This window comes from Blautia massiliensis (ex Durand et al. 2017) (assembly GCF_051861785.1).
GTDB classification, from domain to species: Bacteria; Bacillota; Clostridia; order Lachnospirales; family Lachnospiraceae; genus Blautia_A; species Blautia_A luti_A.
On the sequence record NZ_CP146725.1, the window covers coordinates 109,621 to 122,328 of the forward strand.

At 45.0% G+C, this 12,708-nt stretch carries 12 protein-coding genes; 2 read left to right on the top strand and 10 right to left on the bottom strand.

The window, feature by feature from the left end; translation table 11 throughout:
• Positions 1–108: 108 nt before the first annotated feature.
• From V9W66_RS00615 to V9W66_RS00640, 6 genes are read right to left on the bottom strand one after another with little or no spacing between them, the layout of a single operon-like run.
• Positions 109–999: an alpha/beta hydrolase gene (locus V9W66_RS00615; protein ID WP_144094353.1), complete on the bottom strand. Its 891-nt coding sequence runs from the start codon at positions 997–999 to the stop codon at positions 109–111.
• Positions 1,000–1,031: 32 nt separating this feature from the next.
• Positions 1,032–1,493 (bottom strand): NUDIX hydrolase, encoded by a 462-nt coding sequence (locus V9W66_RS00620; protein ID WP_022427260.1) that lies wholly within the window; start codon positions 1,491–1,493, stop codon positions 1,032–1,034.
• Between the two features lie 22 nt (positions 1,494–1,515).
• Entirely contained in the window at positions 1,516–2,442 is a 927-nt protein-coding gene (locus tag V9W66_RS00625) for an AEC family transporter (RefSeq protein WP_144094352.1), read from the bottom strand.
• A gap of 39 nt (positions 2,443–2,481) precedes the next feature.
• A complete protein-coding gene (locus V9W66_RS00630; RefSeq protein WP_144094351.1) occupies positions 2,482–3,930 on the bottom strand; it encodes an ATP-binding protein in 1,449 nt (482 codons plus the stop codon).
• Positions 3,931–3,951: 21 nt separating this feature from the next.
• Positions 3,952–4,653: a DNA alkylation repair protein gene (locus V9W66_RS00635; protein ID WP_144094350.1), complete on the bottom strand. Its 702-nt coding sequence runs from the start codon at positions 4,651–4,653 to the stop codon at positions 3,952–3,954.
• Entirely contained in the window at positions 4,650–5,966 is a 1,317-nt protein-coding gene (locus tag V9W66_RS00640; protein ID WP_330575378.1) for a Na+/H+ antiporter NhaC family protein, read from the bottom strand. Before V9W66_RS00640 ends, V9W66_RS00635 begins: the two co-directional genes overlap by 4 nt.
• Before the next feature lie 314 nt (positions 5,967–6,280).
• Here V9W66_RS00640 and V9W66_RS00645 point away from each other — a divergent pair, with 314 nt between their 5' ends.
• Together V9W66_RS00645 and V9W66_RS00650 are read left to right on the top strand one after the other, a co-directional pair.
• Complete coding sequence (locus V9W66_RS00645) at positions 6,281–7,864, top strand: glucose-6-phosphate isomerase (protein ID WP_022427255.1); 1,584 nt, start codon at positions 6,281–6,283, stop codon at positions 7,862–7,864.
• A gap of 87 nt (positions 7,865–7,951) precedes the next feature.
• A complete protein-coding gene (locus tag V9W66_RS00650; protein ID WP_144094348.1) occupies positions 7,952–8,782 on the top strand; it encodes a Cof-type HAD-IIB family hydrolase in 831 nt (276 codons plus the stop codon).
• A 96-nt stretch (positions 8,783–8,878) separates the two neighbouring features.
• Here V9W66_RS00650 and V9W66_RS00655 read toward each other — a convergent pair whose 3' ends face one another.
• The 4 genes from V9W66_RS00655 to rimO form a co-directional block, all read right to left on the bottom strand.
• Positions 8,879–9,241 (bottom strand): DUF6935 domain-containing protein, encoded by a 363-nt coding sequence (locus tag V9W66_RS00655; protein WP_144094347.1) that lies wholly within the window; start codon positions 9,239–9,241, stop codon positions 8,879–8,881.
• Positions 9,242–9,557: 316 nt separating this feature from the next.
• On the bottom strand, positions 9,558–10,814 hold the full coding sequence (locus V9W66_RS00660) for a competence/damage-inducible protein A (protein ID WP_144094346.1): 1,257 nt from the start codon (positions 10,812–10,814) through the stop codon (positions 9,558–9,560).
• Positions 10,815–10,845: 31 nt separating this feature from the next.
• A complete protein-coding gene (gene pgsA / locus V9W66_RS00665; RefSeq protein WP_015525184.1) occupies positions 10,846–11,385 on the bottom strand; it encodes a CDP-diacylglycerol--glycerol-3-phosphate 3-phosphatidyltransferase in 540 nt (179 codons plus the stop codon).
• Complete coding sequence (rimO, locus tag V9W66_RS00670) at positions 11,369–12,706, bottom strand: 30S ribosomal protein S12 methylthiotransferase RimO (protein ID WP_144094345.1); 1,338 nt, start codon at positions 12,704–12,706, stop codon at positions 11,369–11,371. Before rimO ends, pgsA begins: the two co-directional genes overlap by 17 nt.
• Between the last annotated feature and the right edge of the window lie 2 nt (positions 12,707–12,708).

The window sequence follows — 12,708 nt, forward strand, 5'->3', positions numbered from 1 at the left end:
TGGTTAGGATTTCAAGAAAATTGTGTTTTTAACTGTATATAGCGATTGCATCCTTGTGCAGGGAGAATAATCCGGATCCGGACTCCAGTAAGGTTTCCTAGCATTTCATCAGTATTTAAAAAGAAATTCCACCATCTGCGTATTTGCACGTTTACTTTCCTCCATTTCAGGAAAAGTTGTACTAAAAGCATGCGGAAGTTTTTTGTCCACCTCATAATCTTCAAGATGACAGATCACACCGGCTTTTTTTATCGCTTTTGCATACTGTCTGCTGTAATTTCGAAGAGTATCTCCATAAGCTGTGACCAGAAATGACGGTGGCAGGTTTCGGATAATTTCTTTGTTTTCCGGATTTATATATGGATAAAACGAACTCTTTTTCCAGTGTTTCCCGTAAATATAGGAGGGAAGAAAAATCCCTATACTGTCCGGTTTGGTTGTATAATACATTCCACTTGCCAGACCCAGCGCCCGAATTTTCAGATCATTTGGAACAACCTGAAAAGCCTTTGCCAATTCAGGACTTTTTAACATAGTGGCCAGATATACGCACAGGCTCGCCCCTGCACTGGTTCCTGTCATATAAATATGTTCTCCGTCACCATCATAGGTTTCAAAATATCTCTTTGCATTTCTCATTCCTGTCATCAGATCCTTAAGAATCTGCGGAAACAACACTTCCGGTGCAAGCGGATATTCAAATGAGAACACCAAAAAACCTCTCTGACTCATTTCTGCACAGAACAAATGGCCCTCTTCTTTTTTTCCAAGGAGAAAACCGCCTCCGTGCAGGTTAAACATGACTGGAAGTTTTCCTTCATAATTTCGGGGACGGTAAATATCCATGAAATGACAGGGCTTTCCATCTCCCATATAGTCAATGTCACAAATGAGTTCCACATCTTCCGGAAACGGATATTCCGCTTCATGTTTTTTCAGAAAATTATCAAGAAGTTTTTCTTTTTTTGCGGTTTGCTGTGCAATCATTTTATTAAACATGATTTCCCCTCCAGCTATGAAACAATCTACTATTAATACAAATGAATTTTCTTCTCTACAAGTCTGTCACCTTCATACTGCAATTTTACAGAAAAAAAGCGTTTTTCTCCTGAAAGGAGCAAATCAAGAAATACCTGATCCCCCTCCCATGCCGGAAGATTCGGCACCATGGCTTTGTCAACCCAGCAAAGTTCTCCCTCATCACATTCAATCAGTTCTCCTGTATATTCATCGGCCGTGAACACACACATAAGTTCTGATTCGCATTCACTGTTTATAAATGTCACCAGGCCACGGAACTTATAGGAGGTAAGTGTCAGCCCTGTTTCCTCTTTCACCTCACGAACAAGGCATTCTTCCGGAGTTTCCTGACTTTCCACATGCCCGCCAACGCCGATCCATTTGCCCTCATTCATATCATCCTGTTTTTTTACTCTGTGAAGCATCAGGAATTTATCATCGTTTTCTATATAACATAATGTCGTTGTCGTCATTTGATCCCTTCTTTCAGTTCCATCATCCTGCCACTGCCAGTGTGATATAAACCAGGATTGAGACCACACAATACAGAGAATTTGTTGTGGATGCATAGGCACTGCTCTCTTTCTTTCTCAGAAAAGTCTGCATACTGAATGTAGCAGGCGAGGACATATATGTAATAACCGCCAGGTTCAGAAGCCTGGAACCTCCTACCAAATATTTTACTGCCATGAGAACTCCCGCAATCATCACTGCCTGCAAAAGGACTCTCAGCAATATGGTTTTGAGGCAGGGGCTGATAAGTTCCGGCGCAAGTTCCATACTGTACCCAACTACAATAAGAATAATCGGCGTAATGGCCGTTGTCAGAATATTCTCCACACTGAGATAACAATTGCCAAAAGGACTGTCCAGAAGCCGGGTGATCATTCGTGTCAGTCCCACAATAATTCCAAGAACCGTTCCTATAAAAGCAGGGGTTCGCAATGCACTGTAAAACAGGCTTTTTGCATTGATCTTTTCCCCGTTTTCCGTCTGTCCCAACATTCCCATATACACACTGAATCCAAAAAGAAGTCCCGCAATATCCAGCACTGCAATCTGTGAAAGATTTTCGCTGCCACAAAGACTTGTATACAACGGGTAAGCCATCATTCCACCTTCATAGATACAGATCAGAAACGGAAGATATTTCTTATATGGCTCGTCCATAAATCTTTTCATCCAGAATCCTGCCCCAAATGAAATCAAGAGCATCACAAACATGATCAGAACCAGAGTTCCGATCTTTCCACTGTACTCTGCTGTTGCCAGTGCATGAAAAATTGCCACAGGAAGCATAATATTTGTTACCAGTGTTTTCATGTTATTGACACCACTCTGATCTAAAAGTTTCCATTTTCTGCACAGGATTCCAAGAATGATCATCGCCAGTACAGGCAAAACAATCTCCAAAACTTCCATCTCTCTGTCTTCCTCTCCATTGTCTTTAATCTTTTGTTTTTATCTGTTTCTGTGCATCTGCAAAATCTCCATCATCACTTCATATACCGCCATATTCTCTCTCACCACCAGAGCCAGGCTCTCTTTCGCCTGATTCAAAAGATGAAAAAGTTTTCGTACACTGGAATATTTTTCCGCAGAGCACCTGGATCTTAAATATCCTTTTTCGTCGTAATAATACTGTTCATCCAGCAATACAACGATCTTCTCCGCATCTCTCACTGCCTGGATACCAAGCTGTCCAGAACCCTCTGGCATCCGCTGCTGATATCCCTGTCTCGCAAAATCATTCAGAAAATTTTCCACCTCGCGGTCATTATTGGCATACACCACTGCAATATGCGGATACCCTCTGGGGCTTCTTTTTTCCGGCAGGTGCATCATGTTCTGGATAAAAGAGGAAAGTTCCGCATTGGTACGGATCCGGTTTGTCAGATGGAATTTCTGAATTTCCGGCAGCTTTCCCAGTCTCTCCACAATGCTTCGATCCAACTCCTCCGGTGATATCACATCTTCGGAATCACTGGAAAAGATCACAGGCCGGCGCTCACTCCAGGTAAGCAGAACAGACAATTTTTCCGGGGAAAGAAGATGTGATTCATCTACCAGAATACTGCTGTAGCAGCCAAGATCTGTTGACTCTCCCAGCTGATCATCTGCCAGAAAATGTATCCGCCGCAGACGTTCATGAAGAAGCCTCCATTCTTTTCCGCCTTCGCCGCAGTGAACGATACAGACTTTCTGACGCACAGACAGCCTCATTGCAATATCGTAGAGCAGCAGGGTTTTTCCTGTTCCGGGAAGACCACTGAACCAGAAATATCCATTTCTCTCTCCCCGGATCCTCTTCAGGATCTGCCGTTCGATATCCCTCTGCTGAGAAGTAAGGAAATACTCCTTTTTGAGAAAGCGTTCCGGTTCTGTCAAGGGAGAGATCAGGTACAGCTCTGCCTGAAACAGATCTTCAATATCACCACCATAATCCTGACCTTCTTTCTCCAGCGCAGTACAAAGCTTTTCCCAGTCTCCATCCACGATGTGATCATGATTGGTCAGCCTTACCAGACGGTCTTCGCTGCTGATATAGGTATAGGACAGGATCGGTTTCCCAAAAACAGACAGATAATACCGGTTCTGGATCAGCTGTCTTCGAATGGCCTCATCCGATACACTGCCACTTTTCAGTTCAATATTTACGATCTGATCATCCTTGATCTGTAGAAGATCAAACTCCTTTCCAAGCTTCGGGATCTGGAACGAATAAAAAAGCCGGAGCTTATATACCTCTTCCATATGCAGTTCCAGCTGCTTCACCAGTGCTTTCATACTTTCCAGTTCCCACTCTTTGATCCTGAGAAAAAAATCTCTGCCGGAAAGCTGACGTTCCAGCTTCTGGACACATTCCATATTCTGATTTCTTGTAAGTGCATAGATCGATATTGCCTTCATATTTTAACCCTTACCTGCTGTTTATTTCTTTATCCGCAGTGTCCTGAGATGATCCTTCTGCTCCTGTGTGATCCGGTAGCTTTCAATGGATTTCTGGATCGTCTTGTTATGAGTCCAGATATCCATTCTCTGCTCTTCCAGGAATGGAAGGATCTTCTCATACTGTTTTGCCAGCGCTGTAGCAAAATACCAGGCTCGCATCATATTTACATAATATTCTTCCGAGCGGATCGCTGCCACTTTCTCCGGATATTCCGGTTTAAATTCTTCATCCAGATAATGGCGCATCAGCATACTGATCCCGAACCGGATGGTATAAGGCTTATCCGACTCCATCCAGCGATAAATCTCCCGGATAAATATATCACGGTGTTTTTTCATCATATGGAGCGCCAGCAGATCACAGGTCGCCCAGTTATCAATATGCGGAAGAAAACGCTCCAGTTCTCCCAGACATTTATCATAATCTCTGATCTGCTCGATCAGCAGGCCATGGAGATTATTTTCCTCATAATACTGATGAGGAAGAACCTTCAGGAACATTTCGGATCTTTCTGTTTTTCCAAATTCTTTTGCAAATTTCCGGAGTATCGGTGTCCGGATACCGATGATCTTTTCTTTCTCCACAGTCGGAACCAGTCTTGCTTGAAAATCCCGATATCCTGTATCCTGCATTTCAAACAGTCTTTTCCGGACATCCCGGATCATCTCTTCCTGATTCATTTATCATCCCCGCCTTTTACACCAAAGATCGCGATCAGAGAACTCGCAAGCAGAAGCATGGGGTAAAACAGTTTCGGCATGATCTGAAAAGCCGAAAGCTCAAATCCCAGTTCCTTTGCCGCAGAAATGGCAACCAGCATCTGGGCTCCATATGGGATCACCCCCTGGAAAATACAGGAAAATGTATCCAGGATAGAAGCTGTCTTTCTGGAAGTGATCTTATATTCCAGTGCCATTTCCTTTGCAATGGGGTTGGCCATAACAATGGCCACCGTATTATTGGCTGTTGCGATATCCATAGCTCCAACCAGAAGTCCCATACCAAGAAGTCCACCTTTTTTCCCTTTAAAAACTCTCTGTATTCCGGAAAGCAGTGCTTCAAAACCTCCATGCTCCCGGATCAGCGCACACATGGCTGCTACAAGGATAGCCACCATACAGGTCTCGAACATTCCGGAAACACCGGATCCGATATTGGTCAGAAGCTCCACCGGTGTGATATGTCCTCCAAGAAGCATGATAAATGCGCCGGAGATAATTCCGATCAGAAGTACCACAAATACATTGATGCCGATGATCCCGCCGATCAGCACCAGAACATATGGAAAGATCTGTATAAGATGATAATCCTGTACCACTCTTCCCTGGATCTCTGTCTGAAAAGACAGGATAAGGATCAGGATCAGTGTAACAACAGCTGCCGGAAATGCGATCCAGAAATTTTCCCGGAATTTATCTTTCATCTGACAGCCCTGACCGTTGCAGGCTGCGATCGTGGTATCAGAAATAAAAGAAAGGTTGTCACCAAACATGGCTCCTCCCATCACCGATGCCACACAAAATGCCATATCAAAACCGGAAGCTTTGGAAACCGCTACCGCAATAGGGGTAAGAAGCGTGATCGTCCCAACGGAAGTTCCCATAGCCACAGATACGAAGCAGGCAACTACAAACAATACCGCAACAGAAAAACGTGCCGGTATCAGAGAAAGCATACAGTAGGCCACACTTTCTGCACTGCTGCGCCCCACAACACCCACAAAAGAGCCTGCGGTCAGAAAGATCAGAAGCATGGTGATGATATTTTTATCTCCTACTCCTTTTGCCATAAGCTCCAGCTTTCTGTCAAAGCTGATCGTTCTGTTCTGAACACATGCCACCAGGATCGCAGACAGAAAAGCCACAACGATCGGTACATTATAAAATCCCATAGGGATCTTCATCACATACTCAAACAAAATCCCCAGTCCCAGATACAGGACCAGAAAAACACCGATAGGCATCAGTGCGATCACATTTCCTTTTTTCTTCATTTCCTCCATAAAACAATTCCCTTCATCACTTATTATTTTCCCGGCTTTTTTCTCCGGGTGATCTGTTTTCTATCATATCATATTTCCCCATTCCTGTCCTGCTGCTGACGGAAACTTCTTCATATTTCCGTCACGATCCTGTTATCTCTGATATTTTTTACCTTATTTAACAAGATTTTCACCAATTAAATCGTTCCTTCCGTTGAAATCCAGAGCTTTTTTCAGTATAATTGGCTGTAGACAATTGTGAAAAAGATATCCGAAGGATTTATGGTGATATCTCTGATCACAGTCATTAAAGGAGGAATATGATTATGGCAACATGGAAAAATCTGGACACTCTTGCTTCTTACAGCAAACTTAACGGTCTGAAAGATCACGTGAACATTGCAGAGGCAATGTCCGGCGAGCAGGGTGCAGAACGTGTAAAGAAGTACAGCGTACCGATGGCAGCAGGTCTGGCTTACAATTACGCAGCCAAGGAAGTGGACGAGACCGTTCTTGACGCACTTTCCAAACTGGCTGATGAGGCAGAACTGATCGAAAAATTCCAGGAATTATATAACGGCGCAGTGATCAACACAGGCGAGAAACGTATGGTCCTTCATCATCTTGCACGTACACAGCTTGGCGAGCCTGTTGTTGTTGACGGTGTGGACAAGCGAGAATTCTATGTAGCTCAGCAGAAGAAAGCTGCAGATTTTGCAAACAAAGTACATGCAGGTGAGATCACAAATGAAGCCGGTGAGAAATTCACTACGGTTGTACAGATCGGTATCGGCGGAAGTGACCTGGGACCGCGTGCATTATATATCGCACTTGAGAACTGGGCAAAGGCAAACAACACCTTCAAGATGGAAGCAAAATTCATCAGCAACGTTGACCCGGATGATGCAGCTGCTGTTCTTGCATCTGTAGATCTTGCTCACTCTCTTTTCATCGTTGTATCCAAATCCGGTACAACACTTGAAACTCTGACAAATGAGGCATTCGTAAAAGACGCCCTTACAAAAGCGGGCCTGAACCCGTCCAGACATATGCTTGCTGTAACCAGTGAGACCTCTCCTCTTGCAAAGAGTGATGAGTACCTTACCGCTATTTTCATGGACGACTATATCGGCGGACGTTACTCTTCCGTTTCCGGCGTAGGCGGAGCGATCCTTTCCCTTGCATTCGGACCGGAAGTATTCGCAGACATCCTTGACGGAGCTGCCGAGGAGGATAAGCTTGCAACAAATAAGAACATTCTTGAGAACCCGGATATGCTGGATGCCCTGATCGGCGTTTATGAGAGAAATGTACAGGGATATCCTTCTACTGCAGTTTTACCATACTCACAGGCATTAAGCCGCTTCCCTGCTCATCTTCAGCAGTGTGATATGGAGTCTAACGGTAAATCTGTAAACCGCTTTGGTGAGCCGGTGGATTATGTGACCGGACCGGTGATCTTCGGTGAGCCAGGAACCAACGGACAGCACTCCTTCTACCAGCTTCTGCATCAGGGAACCAATATTGTTCCGCTTCAGTTCATCGGCTTTAAGAAGAGCCAGCTTGGTGTTGATGTTGATATCGAGAACAGCACAAGCCAGCAGAAGCTCTGTGCAAACGTTGCAGCACAGATCGTTGCTTTTGCATGCGGAAAAGAAGATGAGAACCTGAACAAAAACTTCAAGGGCGGACGTCCTTCCAGTATCATTGTTGGTGAGGAACTTACACCGAAGTCCCTGGGTGCGCTTCTTGCACACTTTGAGAACAAGATCATGTTCCAGGGCTTTGTATGGAACCTGAACAGCTTTGACCAGGAGGGTGTACAGCTTGGTAAGGTTCTTGCAAAACGTGTTCTCGCTCATGATACAGACGGAGCACTGAAAGTTTACAGTGATCTTCTTGATATCTGATAAACAGATAGGTACCGTCCCGGAAAATGTTTTTTCGGGACGGTTTTTCTGTATATGTGACCTTAACCGGGAAAGGAAATCTTAAATATGCAGCAGATAAAAATGATCGGTCTTGATCTGGACGGAACTCTTCTGAATACAAAAAAAGAACTCACAGAAAATACCAGGCGCATTCTCAGGGAAGCTATTGATGCAGGTATCCTTGTTCTGATGGCTACCGGCCGGCCATATACCGGCATTCCCGCGGAACTGAGAAATTTTCCGGGAATTCACTACGCTCTCACCTCCAACGGAGCCAGAGTCCTTGATACAGACCATAATAAACTTCTTATCGAGCAGCTTCTTCCTATGGAGAGTGCAAAAAAAGCTCTTCGTATCTTTGAAAAATATGATACTTTAAGTGAGATCTATTTTGACGGCCAGGGATATGCAGACGCTGCCAAGCTTGATAATGTAGGAAAATACCATCACGACCCTAATATGTGGAATTATGTCCGTACTACCCGTATCGCGGTTCCGGACATCCAGGATGTCATTACAAAAGAAAACAGAAGCATGGATAAAGTCCAGGCGCTTTTTGCAGACATGGAGGAACGTGCCGCCGCCTGGAGGGAATTAAGCGAACTTAAGGAGCTGGAGCTTGTAGGCTCCTTAAGCTACAATATTGAGATCAACGCCGCCGGTGTCAACAAAGGAACCGCTCTTGTTGCTCTTGGCGAAATGCTGGGAATCTCAAGGGAATCCATTATGGCATGCGGAGACGGTGACAACGATGTCCATCTTCTCCGGGAAGTCGGTTTTGGCGTAGCCATGGCCAATGCACAGCCCCAGGTAAAAGAAGCAGCCGATTATATTACTGTTTCCAATGACGAAGACGGTGTAGCACGCGCCATTGAAAAGTTTGCACTACACCGATGAGATATTCTATTATGTATGCCAAAAAGGAACCGACAGTTTTTACGCTGTCGGTTCCTTTTTTAGAATGGGATTGAATAGCGGTACATTCACATTCGATCAATATTCATAGTTTCCTGCCGGCTGTTTGATCCTGGTAAGAAGATCATGCCAGGACTGATCCCAGATATACCATTTTCCGTTTTTGGAGTGCTTATATGTACAGATCCATCTGGAACTGTCGCTGCCTGCAAAATCAGTAAATGATCTGTAGATCGCAGGAGTGGTCTGAGTCGGTTCAAAATACGGGATATCTTCACTGATGGAATTTCCCTTACCCGGAAGTGTGTCCTGTCTTAACGCAATGGAAATCGGTTTAGACGGAGTATAATTGTTGGCCGGAGTTGCTCTTTTGGTGCGGCGCTGACCGTCACACTTCCAGATGCCATCGTAAAAATAAGGCTGATCAGCAGCACAAAACACAACAGATTTTTTTCTTTTTCATTCTGATTTCCCCCTTTCCGGTAAAACGTATATTTACGTCATATATTGCTTTAATCACATTTTAAAGGAAATCCCTTATAAAAACACTGGCACTTATGATAGTACCCTGGTAAACATGATCGTTTATATTCTTTCATCGCCCATACCGGGGCTTATTGTCAGGAAACAAAAATAAAACAGGACTGATTTTTGATACAGATACTTGAAATCAAAAGTTTCATCTGTTTAAAAATCAGTCCTGTTATATAAAAAATATTATGGTTGATCCGTAATAGCCGGCAGATCAAGGCATTCGCTATCTGCCCATAATGATACAGTCACGTAACATCGCCAGTGCATGCGCTGTAGTCTGCTCGCGGATCCGCATGCGGTTTCCTGTAAAGTGGAACTCTTTGGCAATAGCCTTGCCCTTATAGCAGCAGCCTATAAATACAGTACCAACCGGAGTTTCCTTTGTTCCGCCTCCCGGTCCTGCCAGACCCGTCACGGAAATACTGATGTCTGCTCCGGATGCTTTGCAGGCGCCCTTTGCCATTTCTCTGGCACATTTGGCGGAAACTGCCCCCTGCTCCTTCAGAGTACGCTTCTTCACTCCCAGACATTTATGCTTGGCCTTGTTACTGTAAGTCACAAAGCCATAGCCAAACACCTCAGACGCACCGGATACATTGACAATGCGCTGGGCGATCATACCGCCGGTAAGCGATTCCGCCAGGGAAAGCTTCAGATCTTTCTCTTTCAGAAGATCGATCACCGCTTCCTCCAGTGTCTTGCTCTCATCTGTGGCGAAAACATTCTCTCCAAAACGCTTCTTTAGCTCCTTGACAACCGGTTTGATCAGCTTTCTGCAGGCCTTTTCATTCTCTGCGCTTGCTGTCACACGAAGATGCACTTCACCGGTTTTTGCATAAGGTGCAATGGTAGGATTGGTCTGGCTTTCGATCAGATCCTGGATTTCCTCTGCTACCTGACTCTCACCGATCCCGCTGATCTTTACCATCTGGGACACAATGATCTCCGGCTGGTTTTTCTGCAGATACGGGACAACGTACTCCTCGAACATGGGCTTCAGCTCATTGGGAGGTCCAGGAAGAAGGATCGCGGTTTTTCCTTTTTTCTCAAGGATCAGTCCCGGAGCAGTTCCGTTATGATTGTCAAGAACAATGGCTCCCTCAGGAACCATGGCCTGTTTATAGTTGTTCTTCGTGATACGTCTCTGAGAATTGTTTTTCTCATATTCCTTCAGATATTTATCGATCAGTTTCCTTGAGTGGGAATCTTCCTTAAGAGGCATTCCCATCAGATCCGCAGTTACTTCCTTGGTGATATCATCCTCTGTTGGACCAAGACCTCCGGTAAGGATCACAACATCGGAACGATCCAGTGCAGTACGGATCACGTCACGCATACGGCCTTCATTATCACCTACTACATCCTGATAGTAAACACTTAACCCAAGCAGGGCGCATTTTTCAGAAAGATAGGCGCTGTTGGTATTTACGATATTTCCTAAAAGGATCTCGGTTCCTACGGATATCAGTTCTGTGATCATGAAAAGAAACTCCTTTCGTATACTCTGATCCCTACTCCTGCATGGAAAGGACCTTTCTGTTCTGCATGATATAAGTCAGCAGGGAGATAATGGTCAGTGCAACGGACAGCCAGATAAATATCTGTGTCAGCACTGCAAAAACACCTCCGAAATCCAGCATCAGAAGTATGATCATGATCATCTGGGAAACGGTTTTGAATTTTCCCCAGTAGTTTGCGGCAATGACAATTCCGTTCTCCGCTGCGATCAGACGGAAACCGCTGATGATAAATTCCCGTCCGATGATAATGATCACAACCCATGCCGGAAGCTTGTCAACCTCGATCATGCAGATCATGGCAGAGCATACCAGAAGCTTGTCTGCCAGCGGATCCATAAATTTTCCAAAATTGGTTATCAGGTTATATTTTCTGGCAAGATGACCGTCAAACCAGTCTGTCACACTTGCTGCGACAAAAATCGCAAGACAGATCCAGCGGTTTGCTTCTCCTCCCCAGCCTGTCAGTAAGAAAACTACAAGAAATGGTACAAGTATCATTCTTGCAACTGTAAGTTTATTCGGTGTATTCATCGCTCAGCACTCCTATCAAATCATACTCAAGCGCACCTGTCACACGTACCTTTGCAAAATCACCTGTCATAAGCAGTTCGCCTGTCTGAACGAAAATGTATCCGTCAACCTTCGGTGCATCCCCGTAGGTACGTCCGATATAGGCACTTTCATCTGCAACTTTTCCTTCGATCATAACAAGAAGCTCCTGTCCGATACGGTCCTGGCCTCTGTCATAAGAAATCTCCTGCTGAAGCTCCATCAGCTCGTCTCTGCGTTCTTCCTTCACTTCTTCCGGAACCTGGTCTGCCATCTCTGCTGCCGGGGTATTCTCCTCCGGAGAGTAAGTGAAGACACCGAGACGGTCAAATTCCATCTCATCTACGAACTCCTTCAGTTCTTCATGGTCTTCCTCCGTCTCACCCGGAAATCCGGTGATCAGAGTTGTACGCAGTACGATATCCGGAATCTCCTTACGGAGCTTTCCGACAATATCGATCAGTTCCTGTTTGGAAGTACGGCGGCCCATTCTCTTAAGAATTCGGTCCGATGCGTGCTGGATCGGAATATCCAGATAATGACAGATCTTCTTCTCATCACGAATGGTTTCGATCAGTTCATCGTAAATCTCCTCCGGATAACAGTAAAGGATGCGGATCCAGCGGATACCTCTGATCTCACAGAGCTTCTTTAAAAGAATGTGAAGAGATTTTTTGCCGTAAAGATCTTTTCCGTAAACGGTGGTCTCCTGTGCTACCAGGATCAGCTCTTTCACTCCCTGTTCAGCCATATCCTCTGCCCGGGCAATGAGGCGCTCCATTGGGACGCTTCGAAATTTACCTCTGAGCTTCGGGATGATGCAGTAGGTACAGTGCTTGTCGCAGCCTTCCGCGATCTTCAGGTAGCCGAAATGTCCCCCTGTTGTGAGGACACGTTTGCTTCCTGTATCCGGCAGATAATCAATATCACGGAATTCTTCGAAATGATTTCCGGCTACTGCTTCCTCCAGAGCCTTTACGATGTCGCCGTAGGATGTGGTTCCAAGAACAGCATCGACCTCCGGAACTTCCTCAATGATCTCTTTCTGGTATCGCTGTGCCATACAGCCGGTAACGATCAGTGCATGACAGCTTCCTGTTTTTTTGTACTCTGCCATTTCAAGAATGGTTTCCACACTCTCTTCCTTGGCATCCTTGATAAAACAGCAGGTATTGATCACGATTGCATCTGCCTGTGTTTCATCGTCTGTGATCTCATGACCTCCGGCTGTAAGAAGTCCCAGCATTTCCTCAGAATCCGCCAGGTTCTTGTCACAGCCAAGAGAGATGAATAATATTTTCATAA